This is a genomic window from Faecalicatena contorta (assembly GCF_021531995.1).
Classification (GTDB): Bacteria; Bacillota; Clostridia; order Lachnospirales; family Lachnospiraceae; genus Dorea_A; species Dorea_A contorta_A.
In genome coordinates this window covers 1-20914 of sequence record NZ_JAFBIZ010000045.1, presented here as the reverse complement: position 1 = coordinate 20914, position 20914 = coordinate 1, and the positions used below count along the sequence as shown (strand labels likewise).

The 20914-nt window shown below is 43.7% G+C and carries 16 protein-coding genes and 2 pseudogenes; 3 read left to right on the top strand and 15 right to left on the bottom strand.

Going from position 1 to position 20914, the window contains the following annotated elements; all coding sequences use genetic code 11:
- Nucleotides 1-166 precede the first annotated feature (166 nt).
- The 9 genes from JQM82_RS07845 to JQM82_RS07805 form a co-directional block, all read right to left on the bottom strand.
- Nucleotides 167-925, bottom strand: coding sequence for an ABC transporter ATP-binding protein (locus JQM82_RS07845; protein WP_235249544.1), 759 nt, complete (start codon nt 923-925; stop codon nt 167-169).
- Nucleotides 909-3575: an ABC transporter permease gene (locus JQM82_RS07840; RefSeq protein WP_235249543.1), complete on the bottom strand. Its 2667-nt coding sequence runs from the start codon at nt 3573-3575 to the stop codon at nt 909-911. Before JQM82_RS07840 ends, JQM82_RS07845 begins: the two co-directional genes overlap by 17 nt.
- Nucleotides 3576-3678: 103 nt before the next feature.
- Complete coding sequence (locus JQM82_RS07835) at nt 3679-4917, bottom strand: amidohydrolase family protein (RefSeq protein ID WP_235249541.1); 1239 nt, start codon at nt 4915-4917, stop codon at nt 3679-3681.
- 152 nt (nt 4918-5069) lie between these two features.
- A complete protein-coding gene (locus JQM82_RS07830) occupies nt 5070-7058 on the bottom strand; it encodes a 2-isopropylmalate synthase (protein WP_235249540.1) in 1989 nt (662 codons plus the stop codon).
- A gap of 181 nt (nt 7059-7239) precedes the next feature.
- On the bottom strand, nt 7240-8769 hold the full coding sequence (locus tag JQM82_RS07825; protein WP_235249539.1) for a sodium:solute symporter family protein: 1530 nt from the start codon (nt 8767-8769) through the stop codon (nt 7240-7242).
- 12 nt (nt 8770-8781) lie between these two features.
- Nucleotides 8782-8946: a hypothetical protein gene (locus JQM82_RS07820; protein WP_235249538.1), complete on the bottom strand. Its 165-nt coding sequence runs from the start codon at nt 8944-8946 to the stop codon at nt 8782-8784.
- Nucleotides 8947-8956: 10 nt separating this feature from the next.
- On the bottom strand, nt 8957-9433 hold the full coding sequence (locus JQM82_RS07815; RefSeq protein WP_235249537.1) for a methylglyoxal synthase: 477 nt from the start codon (nt 9431-9433) through the stop codon (nt 8957-8959).
- Between the two features lie 35 nt (nt 9434-9468).
- On the bottom strand, nt 9469-10344 hold the full coding sequence (locus JQM82_RS07810; protein ID WP_235249536.1) for an NAD(P)-dependent oxidoreductase: 876 nt from the start codon (nt 10342-10344) through the stop codon (nt 9469-9471).
- Nucleotides 10345-10369: 25 nt separating this feature from the next.
- The gene (locus tag JQM82_RS07805) at nt 10370-11035 is read right to left on the bottom strand and encodes a UDP-N-acetylglucosamine pyrophosphorylase (protein ID WP_235249535.1); all 666 of its coding nucleotides are present in this window, start codon (nt 11033-11035) and stop codon (nt 10370-10372) included.
- Here JQM82_RS07805 and JQM82_RS16625 point away from each other — a divergent pair.
- A pseudogene (locus tag JQM82_RS16625) lies at nt 10939-11139 on the top strand (hypothetical protein); the annotation flags it as partial. The gene JQM82_RS07805 and the pseudogene JQM82_RS16625 overlap by 97 nt on opposite strands.
- Here the strand turns inward: JQM82_RS16625 and JQM82_RS07800 are convergent.
- The 5 genes from JQM82_RS07800 to JQM82_RS07780 all read right to left on the bottom strand — a co-directional run bounded on the left by JQM82_RS07800 (nt 11065) and on the right by JQM82_RS07780 (nt 18642).
- Nucleotides 11065-13101 (bottom strand): DNA topoisomerase, encoded by a 2037-nt coding sequence (locus JQM82_RS07800; RefSeq protein WP_235249534.1) that lies wholly within the window; start codon nt 13099-13101, stop codon nt 11065-11067. The pseudogene JQM82_RS16625 and the gene JQM82_RS07800 overlap by 75 nt on opposite strands.
- 16 nt (nt 13102-13117) lie before the next feature.
- Entirely contained in the window at nt 13118-15232 is a 2115-nt protein-coding gene (gene ppk1, locus JQM82_RS07795) for a polyphosphate kinase 1 (RefSeq protein ID WP_235249533.1), read from the bottom strand.
- A 137-nt stretch (nt 15233-15369) separates the two neighbouring features.
- On the bottom strand, nt 15370-16455 hold the full coding sequence (gene asd / locus JQM82_RS07790; protein ID WP_235249532.1) for an aspartate-semialdehyde dehydrogenase: 1086 nt from the start codon (nt 16453-16455) through the stop codon (nt 15370-15372).
- Nucleotides 16456-16528: 73 nt separating this feature from the next.
- Nucleotides 16529-17908: an argininosuccinate lyase gene (argH, locus tag JQM82_RS07785; RefSeq protein WP_235249530.1), complete on the bottom strand. Its 1380-nt coding sequence runs from the start codon at nt 17906-17908 to the stop codon at nt 16529-16531.
- 83 nt (nt 17909-17991) lie between these two features.
- Complete coding sequence (locus tag JQM82_RS07780) at nt 17992-18642, bottom strand: epoxyqueuosine reductase QueH (protein ID WP_235249529.1); 651 nt, start codon at nt 18640-18642, stop codon at nt 17992-17994.
- Between the two features lie 119 nt (nt 18643-18761).
- On the opposite strand from JQM82_RS07780, the gene JQM82_RS07775 reads away from it, so the two are divergent.
- Nucleotides 18762-19562: an ABC transporter ATP-binding protein gene (locus tag JQM82_RS07775; RefSeq protein ID WP_420370605.1), complete on the top strand. Its 801-nt coding sequence runs from the start codon at nt 18762-18764 to the stop codon at nt 19560-19562.
- The gene (locus tag JQM82_RS07770; RefSeq protein ID WP_235249527.1) at nt 19555-20352 is read left to right on the top strand and encodes an ABC transporter permease; all 798 of its coding nucleotides are present in this window, start codon (nt 19555-19557) and stop codon (nt 20350-20352) included. The genes JQM82_RS07775 and JQM82_RS07770 overlap by 8 nt, the downstream gene beginning before the upstream one ends.
- A gap of 59 nt (nt 20353-20411) precedes the next feature.
- Here JQM82_RS07770 and JQM82_RS07765 read toward each other — a convergent pair.
- Nucleotides 20412-20914, bottom strand: a pseudogene (locus JQM82_RS07765) (hypothetical protein); the annotation flags it as partial.

The window sequence follows — 20914 nt, the reverse complement described above, 5'->3', positions numbered from 1 at the left end:
ACATTTTATTCCCACAAAAAAGCTACGGTAAGCAACTTCGCGCTGAAGTGTAATGTTTATATAAAAAGGTTGTTGATCATGTAGTGGCAGCCCTGACCATACCATTTCCACAAGATAAGCCGAGGTAAGCGACTTAGCGTCGAGGCGTTCTTGTGGAAATGGTAAATTACAATGAAGCCATCCGTTTCAGAATTTCCTGATAAAATTCTTCGCTGTCGCCGGTGCGTTTCAAATCCTCCAGTATCACTCCATCTTTCAAAAACAGGATTCTTTTGCATTTGCTTGCCATCTGCGGATCGTGTGTGACCATGATGATCGTCTTTTTCATCTCTTCGTTGATCTGTATAAATTCATCTACTACGATTTTTCCGGACTTGGAATCCAGATTCCCGGTTGGCTCATCTGCAACGATCACATCCGGGTTATTAATAAGTGCCCGGCAGATTGCAACTCTCTGCTTCTCTCCTCCTGACAATTCATACGGATTCTTATCCAGAAGATGTGTCAGCCCAAACTGCCCGGAAAGCTTCATCGCGCATTCTGTACACTGATCTGCTTCCGCTTTATCCAGTATCATGGGAAGCATGATATTCTCTTTTACAGACAGACTGTCCATCAGATAAAAGTCCTGAAAAACGAAACCGATCTCTCTTCTTCTGATATCTGCCAACTCATCCTTCCAGAGGAATTCCGTGTCCTTTTCCTTGAAATACAGCTTTCCCTTTGTTGGCACATCAATCAGTCCCAGTACTTTAATCAGGGTCGTCTTTCCGCATCCGGACTTCCCCATAATCCCCACAAATTCTCCTTCTTCCACCGACAAATCAATACCTCTCAGTACACGGATATCATCCGGATGCTCTTTCCTACTTCCTGTTTTGGAATAATTACGATATAACTGTTCTGTTCTAATGACTGTTCCCATAATTTCTCTCCACCTTTTTTATAATATAACGACTGATGCCCTGAATTCCCAGCAACTGTATTCCGACATAGAACAGCCCTGTCACTGCCAGCACTTTCAGATATGCCATGATATCTTCTGGTGTATATCCCCTGTTTCTCCACATGATTCCGGTAAACACCATGACTGAGACCGCCGCAACCGCCATCGGAATCCAGAAATAAACGTAAACTTCCCGTCGAATCATATGTAAGCGTTCCTTTTCTCTCATTCCCATATTCTGCAGAAATTCCTGCTGACGAATCTTTTCTCTCATCTCCGATTCTGCTTTCATATACAAAAGCACCAGCGTTACAACTGCCATAAGAGTCATTATGAAAAAGCTGACAGCAATATTCATGAACCTTTCCGCCTTCAGCTGGTCTGCCAGCTGGTCTTTCGAATACCAGGCCTGAACCACACTGTCAAACTCAAGATCAAACTGATGATTTGCTTCAAATACCCTCAGTTTTTCTTCAATTTCTGATTTTCTCCCATCGGATGCATGGATCAGGACCAGACGATCCGGCCAGTGATGGATATTATCGCCTTCTACGCCTTCCTCCTGTGCAATCTTCTCCCCATTCCGGTAGTTCGTCGTCTTCCATAATTCCTGTATCTGCTCAAAATACGCATCAGAAAATACCACAATATCTTCATATTCTCCCTGCCGCAGATTTCCAATCAGTATCCTTCTCTCCATTCCAACAATTGTTCTGGGCGGAAATATGTCTGCACGGTGAAGATAATCATAAGATACCACCGGCTGTCCGATATGCAGATAAGGAGTCTTTTTCCCGGAAAAATAATCAATCGGATGTGCTTTCACACTTTTATCTTCCTGAAAGATGATATATATTTCACTTCCATCCTCCGCAAGATTCAGATCCTTCGCTTTACGTCCAATTTGAGCACACAATTCCTGATATGTAGATTCTGAGATCCCGATATGCTGTCCCTGCGGCATGATAGATTCCATCGTTCCATTGATATCGGTTGAATTATCGGCATTAGTGACCCGGACCATCGGATATGTCATGACATCTGCAAGATTATTATTCTCTAACTCCTTAAATAATTCCCGGTCATCATCGGTCGCCATACATACATAGTCATAAGGAAACATTGTCTCTGGTTTTTCTGCAATCAGAGAGGACGCTGCTTCTCTGGAAAAGATAAACAGCACGCAGATATGCAGCAATGTAATCAAATACAGATACCTGTAAGCCGTCTTAAAATAGTGATAAAAGTAATTATTCTTTAACAGATTTCTATAATATACCGGGATCTTTTTCTTTTGCATACAAAGATACAGGTTCCCTCCGTGACGCAGAGACAGATACAATCCAAACAGAAACAACACGATATCCCCAATTTTTTCTGCATGTTCTCTTTGCGAAAAACCATAGATAGAATAAAACAGCAGACCAACTCCCGCAATCAGAAAACAGGGGCTCCATTTTCCCGACATCTTTTCTTTCTGTACTGCTTTATATCTGGAAGATGAGCCTCCCATTTCAATGTAAATATCATGCGTTGCCATAGCTGAGATCAGAAACAGTAAAAAGCTTATCAGAAATGTCAGCAGATAGCTTTTGACGGTGACATGCTCAAGGACAACCTTCCCTTCCAATCCTCCTGTAATCAGACTACGACAAAGAAACAGGACGATATTTCCAAACAGATATCCACCAAGCAGCGAAAATACAATACAGGTTAATAATTCTGCCCCAATAAACAAGTATAATGTTCTGCTTCGGATCCCCAGATTCTGAAACAAAGCATAGCTGCTGACATGATGTCTCAAATAAAATATCAGCACAGAAACAACCAGAAAAACTGCAATCACAATTGCCACAATCAGGAAATTCATCAAAACTGTGCCAAGTCCCTGTCCCATCGCCAGATTTTCCACACTCCGCATTCCGGACAGCATCTCCCGGATTCCAACACCGGCAAAGACAACGCTGATTGAGATCGTTGCTACCAGAATAAATACCCTGTAAGTCTCCCAGTTACTCTTAAAATTCTTCCAGATCACCCGGTAAAACAGCGGAGAATATTTCCCCTCAAACACAAGCCGCTCTTTTCTCTCCTTCTTTGCCAGGCGATCCCGTTCCCTGATCCGCTGCATCTCGTCCGATGCATCCGTCCACGAGTCCAGCATGCGCCCGCCAACCAGATAGATACACAGCAAGAACATAATTCCAACCGGATACACCTTAAAATAGGCATTATCCATATAAAGCGAAGGTCCTTCCACAGACATTAGTAATCCCAGACAACTGACCACCAGACTCACAACCGGAAGAAAAGCACTGTTTCTTCCCAACAATATTCGAAAAAGGCTAATCAGACCCAGAAGCTGTATCACAGCCATCAAAATCAGCATAACCAGGAAGGCAATTGTGACTGACTGGATATCATTCCATTCCACCCAGTCGACTCCCATTGCCGACATATCTACTTTTACAAGTACATTCATATCCTCCGCTCTGCGAAGCCTCGTCAGATATCCATAGGTGTTATGGAAGTTTCCTCCCAAAGGAATCCATGGGATTATCAGCGCAACCTGTATGATAACTCCCGTGATAAGATAATAGATGCGATCCGCCGTTAATCGTTTTTTCAATGTTTTTCCCCCAGACTTTTCTTTAATAAACAATCTAAACAAAAGAGCGGAGTTTTATGAAAAATCCTCCGCTCTGTGAAGACCATATTGTTACACTGAAAACCTACATAAACATATTACTGGTACCTACATATCGGATTCCATCCTCAAAGACTCTCTTTCCATCCATCGTCACCAGTTTCACATCATTCAGACGGGTAATGTCCTCACTGAGATTGCCACCCACAACAAGAATATCTGCATCCAGCCCTTCTTTGATCATACCTCTCTGATCTTCTACTCCCAGAACCTTTGCAGGATTAGAAGTTGCCGTCTGGATTGCCTGTACCGGTGTAATACCATACTCTACCATATACTGCAGTTCCCTAGGCAAAGGCAGAAGCGGTGACTGATACATAACCATATCCGTTCCTGCAATCACTGTAACACCGGTATCATAAAATGCTTTAAAATTGTCTCTATAAGCCTTGTACGCAGGCTCAAAATACTGATAATCCTTAATCTCTTTCTGCATAACCGGGTCATTTACCGGTGCACCCGCATGGTTTTCCATCTTTTCTTTGCAGATATCATACAACAATGTATATGCCATAATCGTCGGTGTCCAGGCGATTCCTTTTTCAGCCATCTGCTTCGCATGATCCAGCGTCATGAATGTAGCATGTTCAATCGTATCAAAACCTGCATCAATGCACATCTGAATTCCAGGATTCGTTCCTGCATGTACTCCACACTTAATTCCTCTTCTGTGACATTCATCTACTGCTGCATCCAATTCTTCCTGTGTAAGCTCCGGTATATGGGAACGATGTGTGGTAAGCACTTTTACCCACTCTGCACCATCACGCACCTGTTTTCGAATCTCTTTTCTCACTTCCCACGGGCCGTCTACCTGCTCCACTTCCTCCCAGGCATGTCCACCGGTCATACAGATTCCAGTGTCCGTATGTGTAATCTTTGGAATCGTAATAAATCCCTTTTCTGCAGCCAGCTTCAGATTCTTACATACTCCATGTGCCGAAGACATATCTCTTACAGAAGTAATTCCCCGCTCAAATGCCGCCTGAGCATGCTGGAGCGCGTAGAGCATGATCAGCTGCGGTCCATAATTAAAGCTGTCAGGCTGTGAATACCAATATCCCAGGTGTGCATGCATGTCACACAATCCCGGGAGAATCGTTGCATCCCCATATTCCTTTACTTCTTCCTCCGGATATTCTTTTATCAGTTCCTCCTTGGAACCAATTTTACGGATCTTTCCATCTGATCCGGTTACAACCGCCTTATCTTCTAAAACTGTTTTTCCATCTCCTGTCATGAGATATTTTGCACTGATAATCATTGGTATAGCCTCCTTATGACATTTTCTTTGTTAATATTATAGCATACTCTATAGACTGAAGTACATATTCTTACAAAAATATATAAAAAGAAGCCGCTGAAATTGTCAGGATCTTCTCCCGCATATTCAGCAGCTTCTCTGGATACTATTTTTTATTTCTGATTCCGGAACTGCATCGGTGTCATATTATAAGCTTTCTTAAACAGCCGGTTAAAGTGCTCTACATTCTGATAGCCTACAGACAGTGCAATATTTTCTACCGTCATATTACTGCTCTTCAGAAGTGCTTTTGCCTTTTTCATACGAATCTTCTTTACCAGTTCTCCAAATGTCATACCAGACTTTTCTTTGATATACTTTGAAATGTACGGCTTAGACAAATAGAATTTTTCTGCCAGGTCATCCAGTGTGATGTCGATATAATTTGCCTGTACGTAGTTCATGATTTCAATCATTCTTGCATCCGTACATACATTGGCATTGCCAAGCTCATCAACTTTATTAACGGCTACAATTAAAGCTTCAATGGATGCCCGGATAATATCAGGATCAATTCCTACCCCCCAGAAGGTCTTGCCCTTGCATATGATTCCAACATATGCAACAGCCTTGGAAGAAGATCCTTTTGTCAAAGAATGCTCCTCATAGAAAGTCAGTTCATAGCTGATGTTAAAGTACTGCTTAATCGCATTGCTTACTGCATCCAGTCTGCCATTTCCGTTGGACGTAATAACCTTATTCTCACCTCCGTGATTAATGGTTACTTCTGCAGTGATTCCATCCACCTGCTTAAAATGACACTCATCAATATGGAAAATGGTTTTGGTGTTGATGTAGTGATCGGCAAAAATCTGGTATACCCACTCCGGAGTCAGTTCCTTATGTGCCTTATCAGATACATCTTTTACCATGTAACCAACTTCTTCTCTCATCTTCTGCGGAAGGTTAATGCCATGACTCTGCTTCAGGATATAGCTTACGCCGCCCTTTCCGGACTGACTGTTGATACGGATTACATCAGAATCGTATCTTCTTCCCACATCCTGCGGATCAATCGGAAGATATGGAACCGTCCAGGTATCGCAGCTCTTTTCCTCTCTCCATGCCATTCCTTTGGCGATGGCATCCTGATGAGAACCGGAAAATGCCGTAAATACCAGATCTCCGGCATATGGCTGACGCTCATATACACGCATTCTGGTCAGGCGCTCGTAGGTTTCCCGGATTTTCTGCATATCTGAAAAATCCAGTCCCGGATCCACTCCGTGAGAATACATATTCATCCCCATAGTTACAATATCCACGTTACCGGTACGCTCACCATTACCGAACAGTGTTCCTTCAATACGGTCCGCTCCTGCAAGAACTCCAAGCTCTGCCGTAGCCACACCGCATCCTCTGTCATTGTGCGGGTGTAAGCACAGGATGACATTGTCTCTGTAATTCAAATGCTTATTTACGTATTCCAACTGACACGCAAATACATGTGGCATTGCATTTTCCACAGTAGTCGGAATATTGATGATTGCCTTATTCTCCGCAGTCGGTTTCCATACATCCAGAACTGCATTACATACCTCAACCGCATAATCCACTTCTGTTCCCGGGAAACTCTCCGGGCTGTACTGGAATGTAAAGTTACCTTCCGTCTCACTTGCCAGCTGAAGGAGCAGTTTTGCACCGTCTACGGCAAGCTGCTTCACTTCTTCTTTGCTCTTTCTGAACACCTGCTCCCTCTGTGCTACAGAGGTTGAATTATACAGGTGAATGACTGCATGCGGAGCACCTTTGACCGCTTCAAATGTCTTCTTAATAATATGCTCTCTTGCCTGTGTAAGCACCTGAACCGTTACATCATCCGGAATCATATTCTTCTCAATCAGAGTTCTCATGAACTGATACTCTGTCTCGGATGCAGCCGGGAATCCAACTTCAATCTCCTTAAATCCAATATCCACCAGCATCTGGAAGAATTCCAGTTTTTCATCCAGACTCATAGGCTCGATCAATGCCTGATTTCCATCACGCAGGTCAACACTGCACCAGATCGGCGGATGATCAATATACTCTTTCTTTGCCCAGTCATAAGTCACTTCCGGCGGCATAAAATAAGTTCTTTCATATTTCTGATAATTTATCATAACTGACAACCTCTCCTTCTATTCCATTTTGATCATAAATCCATCGTCCATATCGGATAATAATCATCAATTTAATTGTTCATTTTTAATACTTCCTTATCCTAACATATGTACACAGAAAAGGGAAGTGATAAATTTAATCACTTCCCTTGATGTATTTTATTCTCTTCTCAACTATACTCTAATCCTGTGCCAGAGAACGTTTTTTCGTGATCGTTACCTTTTCATCATAGCAGGCAAAGATATCGTCTACCCGCTCTTTCTGAAGCTTTGGCGTTACAAAACTTACAACAGGCACCACAATCAGACCGGCGATCATAGCAATCGCACCGGCATTAATCGGAGATGCGATATAGTGAAGGAACATATTGGATACTGTAATTCCCACACCCGTTGCAAAACTTGCCCATACGGCCGCTTTTGTCACACCCTTCCAGTACAGTCCATACATAAACGGAGCAAGGAAAGCTCCCGCAAGTGCACCCCAGGAAATACCCATCAACTGTGCAATGAAGGTCGGAGGATCCATCGCAATTACAACGGATAATACAATGAAGAAAACAACCAGTACCTGCATGGTACGAACCTGCTTCTTTTCACTCATATCCTTCATCACATTGTCTTTCAGGAAATCCAGTGTCAGCGTAGAGCTGGAAGTCAGAACCAGAGATGCAAGTGTTGACATGGATGCGGATAATACCAGTACCACAACGATACCGATCAGAATATCCGGAAGCGTAGACAGCATATATGGAATCACACCATCATAGATTACATTGCCGGCTTCATCATAAAGCTGCGGATTATCAAACAATCTTCCGAAACCACCCAGGAAATAGCATCCGCCGGAAATAATAATTGCAAAAAACGTAGATACAACTGTACCGGTATTAATAGACTTCTCATCTTTAATTGCATAGAACTTTCCAACCATCTGCGGAAGTCCCCATGTACCAAGAGAGGTCAGGATTACAACTCCAAGAAGATTCAGAGGATCCGGACCGAAGAAGGAAGTAAATGCTCCCGGCTGTCCCATCGTAACAGGAATGTCACTTGGAATTTCAGCCATCGTTTTAATTGCCTGAATAAATCCACCCTGTCCATTCAGTACGGACAGAATAACGGCTACGATACCAACCAGCATGATAATTCCCTGAATAAAATCATTGATTGCTGTAGCCATGTATCCGCCAAGGATTACATAGATACCTGTAAAGATAGCCATTACGATAACACAATATTTGTATGGGATATTGAAAGCCATACCGAACAGTCTGGAAAGACCGTTATAAACAGACGCTGTATATGGCACGAGGAAGATAAACACAATTGCAGAAGCTGCAATCTTCAGTGCTTTGCTTCCATATCTCTCACCAAAATAATCCGGCATTGTCTTAGAATTCAGATGCTGCGTCATGACCTTGGTACGTCTTCCCAGTACAACCCAGGCAAGAAGGCTTCCGATAAATGCATTTCCAAGACCGATCCAGGCAGAAGCCAGACCATATTTCCATCCGAACTGTCCGGCATATCCCACAAACACAACAGCAGAAAAATACGAAGTACCATAAGCAAAAGCAGTTAGCCACGGTCCGACAGAACGTCCCCCTAATACATATCCGTCAACACTCGTTGCATGCTTCCTTGAATAAAGTCCTACCGTTACCATAATTGCAAAAAACACGACCAACAACAGTAATTTGACACCCATAAAATAATACCCTCAACTTTCCTTTGTCTTTCCTACCGCTTTAAACCGTTGCGCTTTAAAGCGGTAAAGTATTGTTCCATAAGGATACCACATAATATGAATAATGTCAATATATACCAGAAAGATGCCGTCCACCGGCAGATATTTTCTGCACAGATCACGGCATCTATGATTCATTTTGGTTCTTTTATTTCATTTTCTCAACTCTGTCCTGAATTGTTTTATTAAAATTCTCAACTCTTCTGCTGTATGGTTCATCCATATATCTGGAATTCAGCATAAAATCTGCTGTCGCCAGATTATTCGCAACCGGAATATCATACAGAACCGCAATACGAAGCAGTGCCTTTACATCCGGATCATGCGGCTGTGCTTCCAATGGATCCCACAAAAAGATCATAAAATCAATATTCCCCTCCACGATCTTTGCACCGATCTGCTGATCTCCGCCAAGCGGACCACTATTGTAGCCTTTGACCGGAAGTCCTGTCTTCTCAGCGATCAGACGTGCAGTTGTCCCGGTTCCACACAGAAAATGGCTTTTCAGAATGTCCTTATTCTTATCACACCAGTCAACCAGTTCCTTTTTCTTTCCATCATGGGCAACCAACGCAATATGCTTTGCCTTTTCAATTTCAAATGTTACATACTTATCATCCAGCATATCTATATCTCCTTTCAATTACTATTCTTCATGTGTTACTCGGGAAGTTCTTCTTCATAATACTTGATCAGAGCCTGTGTTCCGAGATCGCCATATCCTTCTGCCTGCAGAAGTTCATAATTCGCGAGCACCTGACTTAATACATCTAGGCTCAGATTACTTCTGTTTGCCTCTGTGAGTGCAATCGTCATGTCTTTGATAAAATGCTTCATAAAGAATCCGGGTGCATAATCTCCGGCAAGAATCTTCGGACCAAATGCATCCAGCTGCTTACTTCCGGCAGCGCCTGTCGATACTGAATTCAAAACGGTATTCAGATCCAGGCCTTTTGCTTTCGCATAGGTCAGAGCTTCACATACACCTGACAGGGTTCCGGCAATCATAATCTGATTCGCAAGCTTTGCATGTTGTCCACATCCGGACTTGCCCTGATAATTAATATTCGTTCCCATCGCTTCAAAAAGAGGCACACATGCTTCATAATCTTCTTTTTCCCCACCAACAAGAATGGACAGAGTTCCGGCTTTCGCCCCGGTATCTCCTCCTGTAACCGGTGCATCCAAGACATGGAATCCTCTCTTCTTTCCTTCTCCTGCAATCTTCTCAGCCAGCATTGGACTTGTGGTCGTCATATCAATCAGATATGATCCGGACGACGCACTATCGAGGATATTCCCCTGTTCAAAATAAACCTCTTCTACATCCTGCGGGAACCCTACAATCGTGATCACTGCTTCACGATCCTTCACACACTCAGCGATACTATCATGAAAAATTGCCCCTTCACTGATCACATCCTCAACTTTCGCTTTTGTACGGGCATAGATATGAAGCTCATATCCTGCTTTCATCAGGTTCCTAACCATGGATTTTCCCATGATTCCAACCCCTATAAAACCAATCTGTTTCACGTCATTTGTTCCTTTCTGTGTTTTCCTAGTATTTTTCCACAACTTCACCTTGTCTTTTATAAATGCTGTTTGCAGGTACATAACCTCTGACACTGGAAAGTGGATAGATATTGGAATGACTTCCCACAACACTTCCCGGATTCAACACTGTACCGCAGCCAACCTCTACTTCATCACCAATCATGGCACCAAATTTTTTGATTCCCGTCTCAATATTTCCCTCCGACGTCTTAACCACAACCAGTTTTTTATCGGATTTCACATTGGAAGTGATAGAACCGGCACCCATATGTGCCTTATAGCCAAGGATCGAATCACCAACATAATTGTAGTGCGGGACCTGCACTTTATTAAAGAGAATCACATTTTTAAGCTCAGTGGAATTACCTACAACGGCTCCCTCTCCTACAATCGCATTGCCACGGATAAATGCACAGTGTCTGACTTCTGCGTTTTTCCCAATGATCGCCGGCCCATGTATGTATGCAGACTCAAATACTCTGGCAGATTTCGCAATCCATACATCCTCTCCGATCCGGTCATACTCATCCTCCGGAAGTGTCTTTCCAAGTTCCAGGATAAAATTACCGATCTTTGGAAGTACTTCCCACGGATAAGTCACACTGTCAAAGATCTCTCTGGCGATTGTTTCATCCAGCGTATAAAGTTCTGTTACTGTTAATCCTTTCATGTCTTTTAATTACTCCTTTCACACGCATATTATGTACGTTTTTTATAATATTTAGCCACTTTATCATAACAGGCCTGAAGCTGATACTGATTATTCAGCCCTTTGACTCCCTGGGTTCTGCTTACAATAAACTGATCCAGTTTCTGCATATACTCTTCCGGGCTAATATCGCCATCTGCCACATAAGTAAGCCCCTTTTCCCAGCTCGCAGTAAGTTCCGGATTCAGCAGAGATTTGATTGAATGATCCACCACGTCATAGATCATCTCTCCCTGCATTGTAGGCGTCACGATCTGTGTCTTCTTATTCAGTGCCAGATACTTGTTGTTAAAAAGCTTTTTCAGAATCTCTCCTCTGGTAGCGCTGGTACCGATGCCGCTTCCCTTGATCTGTGCACGCAGTTCTTCATCTTCAATCAGCTGTCCGGCATTCTCCATGGCAAGGATCAGAGATCCGGAATTATAACGCTTCGGAGGCGATGTTTTTCCCTCCTTGATCTCCAGTGACTGCACTTCCAGAACCATCCCCTTCTTAAGTGTCTGTATCTTTTGAAAGAATGCGGCATCTGTATCTTTTCCACCTGTATCATCAGTGTCTTCTTCTGCGCCTTTTGCTGAATCCCTTACAATACCTCCGCTTTTTTTCTGTCCCGGAATCCCTGCAACCTTCAGATATCCTTCCTCTGCCAGCACTTTAAAACTTGAGAAAAATGATTCCTCCCGGATCTTTGTCATGATTGCAACTTTCTGATAAACTGCCGGAGGATAAAAGATACTTAAAAAGCGACGCACAATCACATCATACACCTGTCCGGACAGGCGGGACAAGCCTGAAAGAGCATTCATTCCCTGACCTGTCGGTATGATTGCATAATGATCTGTAATCTGTTTGTCATTGACGTATCTGGTTTTTTCCAGCCCCTTATGACTTCCAAACTGTACAATATCCTGAAGATATTCCACAACAGGTTCATACTTCATCAGACCATTCAGATTCTTATATATCTCCTTTGCGACTGCCGTTGACAGCACTCTGGCATCTGTTCTGGGATATGTCACCAGCTTTTTTTCATACAGTTCCTGCACGATCCGAAGTGTCTCGTCCGGGCTGATCTTAAAGCGTTTCGAGCACTCATTCTGCAGCTCTGCCAGATTAAACAGGAGAGGCGGATTCTTCTTTTCTTTCTTTTTTTCGATTGAAGCGATCTGACATCGAACCGGTAATTCCTCACTCAGGTATGCAATCAGTTCCTGTGCTTTCTTTCTCTCTTTGAATCCATTTTCCTTATAAAGATCAAATGATTCAAACCAGCGGGATCCCTTAACCGCACGCCACTCTCCTTCAAAAGTCTGTCCCGGATCTCCAATCGAGCTGACCACTCTGTAAAACGGAGTTTCCACAAAGTCCCGGATCTCCCGTTCCCTTCTTACCACCATTCCAAGAACGCAGGTCATTACTCTTCCCACGGAGATCACGGAATAGCGAGTGTGTAGATAAGTGGAAATGCTGTTTCCATATTTCAGAGTCAGAAGACGGGAAAAATTAATTCCCATCAGATAATCTTCTTTCGCACGAAGATAGGCAGAGGAGGCCAGATTATCATACTCTTTCAGATCCTTTGCCTCCCGGATCCCACGAAGAATCTCTTCCTCTGTCTGTGAGTCGATCCAGACTCTCCTTCTTTTTTTTCCATGTACTCCCGCCTGCTGTTCCACCAGACGATAAATATACTCTCCTTCTCTTCCGGAGTCTGTACAGACATAGATTGTCTCCACATCGTTCCGGTTGAGTAGTCCTGATACAATCTTGAATTGTTTACTGACTGCCGGAATCACTTCATACTTGAATTCCTCCGGCAGAAAAGGCAGCGTTTCCAAACTCCACTTCTTAAGCGCCGGATCATACGCCTCCGGATAACTCATCGTCACCAGATGTCCGACACACCAGGTTACGATTGCATCCTCCGATTCCAGGTATCCATCCTGTCTTCTTGTCTTCATGTTCAGTGCTTTGGCGAATTCCTGTGCCACACTGGGTTTCTCAGCAATGTATAGTGATTTCCCCATATAATATATCTTACTCCTATCTGTGGAAGAATATCTTCAGCCAGTCACCCATTTTCTTCTTCTGCTCTGGTTCCTCACGCCTTGCATGAATTGCTTCATCCATGAATACCGCCTGGGAATCGACCGGAGGCTGCGTATTCTCCCTCTTTTTATATGTACCGTCACTTAGCATGACTCTTGCTTTTACATTATCACTCAGCATTACTTTCAGATAATGATTGATCTGCTTACGAATACTGTCATCCATGATCGGGCATGCAACTTCTACCCGCTTTTCCGTATTTCTTGTCATCATATCCGCAGAACCGATATAGATCTTCTGATCCGATCCTGTTCCGAAACTGAAGATACGCGGATGTTCAAGATATCTTCCAACCACACTCATAATTCTGACATTTTCCGTGTATCCCGGTACTCCCGGTAGTATACAGCAGATTCCTCTGACAATCAAGTCTACTTTTACTCCCGCCTGGGATGCTTCCGATACTTTCCTGATAAAATCAACGTCTGTGAGGGAATTCATCTTCATGATGATTCTTCCGTCTTTTTCCTTTTTGATCTCCTCATCCATCAGATAAAGCACCTGCTTTTTCAGACTGGTCGGTGACACGATCAGATGGTTATATGTACCGTTCAGATTGCCGATTGACATGTTCTTAAAGAACTCTGCCGCATCCCGTCCGATCGCCTGGTTGGCCGTCATCAGCGACAGATCTGTATACATCGCCGCTGTCTTCTCGTTGTAATTACCTGTTCCGATCTGTGTAATATACTGAATATCATTGCGGTTACGATACGTGATCAGACAGATCTTAGAATGAACTTTATAGCCCTCAAATCCATAGATCACCCGGCATCCGGCATCTTCCAGCCGTTCTGACCAGTCAATATTATTCTGCTCATCAAATCTGGCGCGAAGCTCAATCAATACCGTAACTTCTTTTCCATTCTCTGCCGCCGCACACAGATACTCCACAAGCCTTGCTTTCTTCGCCAGACGATAGATCGTGATCTTGATCGTCATGACATTCGGGTCCGTGGATGCATCTTTAATCAGCTTCAGGAATGGATTCATACTTTCAAATGGGTAGAACAACAGAATGTCTTTTTTCTTCACCTGCTTCATCATATTGCCATCCTGCACATGCGCAGAATTCTGCGGTGAAAACGGCACATATGTCAGAGAACGCTTCATGGAATCCGGAAGATTTCCTGCAATCGAGAATATGTAATCCAGCTTCATCGGCATCTTGGTACGGAAGATCTGCGCCGGGAGAATATTGAATTTCTCACAGAAATATTTCTCCATATCGCTGTTCAGCTTTTCTGCAATCTCAAGGCGCACCACCGCCATTTTCCGGCGCTTATGCAGAGTCTCTTTCATCAGGTGACGAAAATCGTCATTGATCTCAAGTGCTTCATCATCCGGTGCTACATCTGCATTTCTCGTCACACAGATATAATTGGCATCCGATACTTCATATTGATCAAAAACAAGGTTCAGATGTTCCATGATGACCTTTTCCATACGGATATAGCGGATGTCATGTCCCGGAAGCATCAGAATGTCGGACACGAACTGTGGAACCGGTACGATTCCAAGCGTTGTCTTGCCTTTTTCACTGTCCTTATGCTTCAGATTCGCCGTCACATAGATCGCCTTATTCAAAAGATGTGGAAATGGGTGATTGGCATCCACAATCTGCGGTGACAGAATCGGCAGCACCTGTTCTTTAAAATATTTCTTTACATACTTTTTCTCTGACTGCTCCAGTTCTTTAAAATCAAGACCGCAGATTCCGTATGGATGCAGCTGTTTCTTAATCTCTGCATAAGTCTTGTCACGCTCTTTGTATAATGGCGCCACTGCCTCATAGATCTTCTCCAGCTGCTCTTTCGGCGTCATGCCGGAACGGCTGTCAATACTGGTCGCATCCATCTGTACCATATCGAACAGACTTCCGACACGAATCATAAAGAATTCATCCAGATTACTGGTAAATATTGCGACAAACTTCATTCTCTCAAGAAGAGGGACTTCCGGATCCTGCGCTTCCTCAAGAACTCTGTGATCGAACCTGAGCCAGGATAATTCGCGGTTTTGCGTATAGTTTAATATCTCTTTATTCATATCCCTGCACCTCGCCTTATTGCTATTACACTTTCTTTTATTTTACCACCTGAAGATAGGAAATAAAAGAAAGAATATGGGGAATCTGTACACAATAAATAAGGATTGTTGCAGAACAACAATCCCCTTTTATAATATTATTTTGCCTGAATATATCCCTTGGCAGTCAGAGACTCTGCACACAGCACTGCTCCGCCTGCTGCTCCACGAACGGTATTGTGAGACAGTCCGATGAATTTGTAATCATAGATGCTGTCTTCTCTCAGACGTCCGATTGATACACCCATTCCTCTTTCATAATCTACGTCCGCTTTTACCTGTGGACGGTTGTCTTCTTCCAGATACTGAATGAACTGTTTTGGAGCACTTGGAAGTTCTGCCTCCTGCGGGAAGCCCTTGAAATTCACTAATTTTTCGATCAGCTGTTCTTTTGTCGGCTTTTTCTCAAAGTTAATGAAAACAGCCGCTGTATGTCCGTTTAATACCGGTACACGCAGACACTGGCATGTAATCTTAGGCTCTTTTGCAAGTGTGATCTGACCATCCTCTAATGTTCCAAGAACACGAAGCGGCTCCTGCTCACTCTTTTCTTCCTCGCCACCGATATATGGGATGATATTTTCCACCATCTCCGGCCAGTCTTTGAAAGTCTTTCCGGCACCGGAGATTGCCTGATAAGTCGTTGCAACCACTTCTTTTGGTCCAAATTCTCTCCATGCTGCAAGGCAAGGCGTATAGCTCTGAATTGAGCAGTTCGGTTTAACTGCGATAAATCCACGGGTCGTTCCCAGACGTTTTTTCTGTGTCTCGATCAGACCAAAATGTTCAATATTGATTTCAGGAATTACCATCGGAACATCCGGTGTCCAGCGGTGTGCACTGTTATTGGATACGACCGGTGTTTCTGTCTTCGCATATGCTTCTTCAATTGCTCTGATCTCATCTTTTGTCATATCAACAGCGCTGAATACAAAGTCAACCGTCTCAGCAACCTTCTCTACTTCATTTACATTTAAAACAACCAGGTTCTTTACACCTTCCGGCATCGGTGTAGTCATCTTCCAGCGTCCGCCGACTGCCTCTTCATATGTCTTTCCGGCAGAACGCGGGCTTGCAGCTACCGTCACTACCTCAAACCACGGATGGTTCTCAAGCAGCGCGATAAACCTCTGTCCTACCATACCTGTTGCTCCTAAAATACCTACTCTCAGTTTCTTTTCCATTTTCTTCATCCCTCTTCTTTCTCTTGTATTCTTCTGCTCCCGTCTGCGTGACGGAAACGGGTGTATTCACCGCTTAGTATGCTTTCATGTACTCCTGGTACATTGTAATTACCCGATTCATGGACTCCATTCCCGGCGCTCCTGTAGTCACACGTTTATTCACACATGTCTCCAGGCTGATCGCCTCATAGATATCTTCTTCAAATGCCGGAGATATTTTTTTGTATTCCTCAAGAGGCAGTTCATCCAGCGCGATCTTTTTCTCGATACAAGTCAGCACCAGCTGTCCTACGATTCCATGAGCATCACGGAATGCCACTCCGTGATTCACCAGATAGTCTGCCGCATCCGTCGCATTGGTAAACCCATGTCTTGCACTGTCTTTCATGCGATCCTTATTGAACTGCATGGTTCTGAGCATTCCTGTAAACAGCATAATACATCCCTTGGCTGTATCAATTGCATCGAATGCCCACTCTTTGTCTTCCTGCATATCCTTGTTGTATGCAAGCGGAATTCCCTTCATCGTAGTAAGAAGCGCATTCAGTGCTCCATAAACGCGTCCTGTCTTCCCTCGAACCAGTTCTGCGATATCCGGATTCTTCTTCTGCGGCATGATGCTGCTTCCGGTACTGTAAGCATCATCGATCTCTACAAACTGATACTCATTCGAATTCCAGATGATCACTTCCTCGGAAAATCTGCTCAAATGCATCATGATCATAGAAAGTGCCGACAATAATTCAATCAGATAATCCCTGTCCGATACACCATCCATGCTGTTCAGTGTCGGGCCTTCAAATCCAAGCAGCTCTGCAGTATACTGCCGATCCAGCGGATAAGTTGTTCCGGCCAGAGCGCCTGATCCAAGCGGACAAGTATTCATGCGCTTCATAATGTCAAGAAGTCTCTCATGGTCCCTCTTAAACATTTCAAAATATGCACCCATATGATGTGCCAGCGTGATTGGCTGTGCTTTCTGAAGATGTGTAAATCCAGGCATGATTGTCTCTGTATTTTCTTCCATTACATGAAGAATAGCCTGCAAAAGCCCCTTCACCAATTCGTTGATCTCTCCGATCTCATCTCTGGTATACAGCTTCATATCCAGTGCCACCTGGTCATTACGACTTCTTCCGGTATGCAGTTTCTTTCCAGGTTCTCCGATTCTGTCAATCAGTGTTGCCTCTACAAAACTGTGAATATCTTCATATTTATCAGAAATCTCCAGTTTTCCTTCCTCTACATCATTTAAGATTCCATTCAGTCCGTCAATGATCTGCTTCTTTTCTTCCTCTGTCAGAATATTCTGCTTCGCAAGCATCGTTACATGCGCGATACTTCCCTTAATATCCTGTGCATAGAATCGCTTGTCAAACATAATGGATGCATTAAAATTATATACTAACTGGTCTGTTTCCTTTGTAAAACGACCGCCCCATAACTGTGCCATATGGATGTTCTTCCTTTCGTATGAAATTGCTGTTTACGATTTTATCATATTTTCAGGCAAAAGCAAATATAAATATGGGATTTTTACGATTTACCAGACAAAAGTGCTTTCTGTTTTCTTCGTTCTTCCAGAGAAAACTCACATCCACAGTAATCCTGACGGTATAAACCATACTTTTCGGACAATTCAATAGAACGCTTATATCCATTCCTTTTTTTAAAGTCTGAAAACAGATATTCCACTCCATATTCCTCTGCCAGATTTTTGCCTATCTCATTCAACTTTGCAGCATTCTTAAGCGGACTGATACTGAGTGTCGTCGTAAAGTAATCAAATTCACCTTCTCTGGCAATCCGTGCAGTTTCCCGAAGCCGGAGCTCATAACAGCGAAAGCATCTCGCGCCGCCTTCTTTCACTTCTTCCATGCCTTTCGCCATCTCGTAAAATCGTTCCTTTTCATACCTTCCCGCCAGAAAAGATACCGGATGCTTCCATGGCATCTCCTCAATCAAAGTCTGCTGTTCCTGGATCCTTTTTGTATATTCACTTTCCGGGTAGATGTTGGGATTGTAATAAAACACAGTGATCCGAAAATACTGACTTAAGTATTCCAGCACATAACTGCTGCATGGTGCACAGCAGCTGTGCAGCAAAAGAGTCGGCACCCGTCCTTCCTTTTGCAGATACTCGATCTGCTGATCCAGTTCTCTCTGATAATTGATCTTTCCCGTCATCTCCGCTTTCTCCTTACCTTTCTCATATACCATCTATTTCTGATATTTTTACTTATGAATTATAGTCTTTTCTTTCTTTTCTGGCAAGCATAATCCGCACTTATCCCGGACTTTCGCATATGATAGTATATCAGATGGGGCAGGAGGTTCCTATGGAACAAGTATTAGAATTAAAGCATATTCATTACGCATATCACAACCTGGAAGGCGAGACACCGGCACTTATCGACATTTCATTTGCATTGAACAAGGGAGAATTCGTTGCGATCGTAGGACCTTCCGGGTGCGGAAAATCTACACTCCTCTCGCTGATTGCCGGACTTCTCGAACCGGAAAAGGGACTGATCAAAGTGAACGGCAGATATCTGCGCGAAAGTACTACGAATATCGGCTATATGCTGCAGCATGATGAGCTTTTTGAATGGAGAACCATCTACAACAATGTTCTTCTGGGGCTGGAAGTACAGCATATGCTGACTGCAAGGACCCGTGAACGGGCGCAGGAACTTCTGGACATCTATGGTCTTGGCCAGTTTCGCAATTCCAGGCCTTCTGAACTATCCGGCGGCATGCGGCAAAGAGCTGCACTGATCCGTACTCTGGTTCTGGAACCCGATCTTCTTCTTCTTGACGAACCATTTTCTGCACTGGACTATCAGACCCGCCTGAATGTCGGAGATGATATCGGTCAGATTATCCGTCACGAACAGAAATCCGCACTCCTTGTGACGCATGATCTGTCCGAAGCTATCTCTCTGGCTGACCGGGTCATCGTATTATCCGGTCGTCCTGCAACCATCAGACAGACAATTCCATTAATCTTTCAGCTGGAAGAAGATACACCGCTGAACCGACGAAATGCACCAGAATTTAAGACGTATTTTAACCTCATATGGAAGGAGCTGAACACGCATGAATGAGTTATCACAGGGACAACAGGCCTATCTGCAGCAGCATCGCAAACACCTGCGAATCGTCCGGATCTCACGCATACTGATCCTCCTTAGCTTCCTTTTCGTCTGGGAATTTACAGCCAATGTCGGAATCATTGATTCCTTCATCTTCAGCAGTCCCTCCAAGATCGCCTTATGCTTCTGGGGAATGGTTCTGGATCACAGCATCTTCCTCCATACCGGAATTACACTGTATGAGACAATCTTAAGCTTCCTGCTCGTGACTGCCATCGGAATCCTGGTGGCAGTTGCCCTGTGGTTCAGTCCGAAGCTTTCCGAGATCCTGGATCCATATCTGGTGGTTCTGAACAGCCTCCCGAAATCAGCCCTGGCGCCGCTTCTGATCGTATGGCTGGGTGCCACAAAGACGACCATCATCGTAGCCGGAATGTCTGTCGCGATCTTCGGAAGCATCCTGAGCCTGTACACCAGCTTCACCACCGTAGATCCAGGCAAGATCAAGCTGATCTATACGCTACAGGGAACACGCATGCAGGCCCTTCTAAAGGTAGTCATTCCCAGTTCGATTCCCGCGATCATAAGCAACATGAAAGTCAATATCGGTCTGTGCCTGGTAGGCGTCATCATCGGAGAATTCTTGGCCGCAAGAAACGGACTTGGGTACTTGATCATCTATTCCAGTCAGGTATTTAAAATGGATTGGCTTCTGATGAGCATCGTCCTTCTCTGTATTATGGCGATGTTTCTTTATACACTGATCAGCTTATTAGGGAAATGGTGTGACAAACACTTTTAACCCAATCCAACACAGGAGATGCCCCGCACCTCCTGGCTACATATTACAACCTGCGAACCTCAAAAAGACTGTTTCAACCTTTCATATATCCGTTCCACATCATATTCCGGTGCAAACTCACCAGCCATGTCATAGATTCTATGAATCGTATCAAACGCTTCCTCCAGCATCTCTGCTGTCTGTTCTTCCGAGATTCCTTTTTGAATCTTTTTTACAACTTGATGAACAAGTTTCATCATTTTTCCATCATCCTGACCTTCCAGTCGACCCAGTTTTTCCCCTTCCTCAAATGCCTCTTCCCTTTGCACTTCCATATCCATTTTATAATCGTACTCCGCCACCAGCATATTCACTACCTCACTTCCACGTTTTGTCAGATAGTCCGCAAGTATTCCTTTCTGGATACATTCTTTGATTGCATGTTCGTATGCATCTTCGTCACCTGTTTCTTGATATTTGCGTATCATATCTATAAATTGTCCATACTCTTTTAATACCGGACACTTTTCCAGTATTTCATGACCCGCATCAGGATTAATATTAATGACTTTAGTTTCCTTTC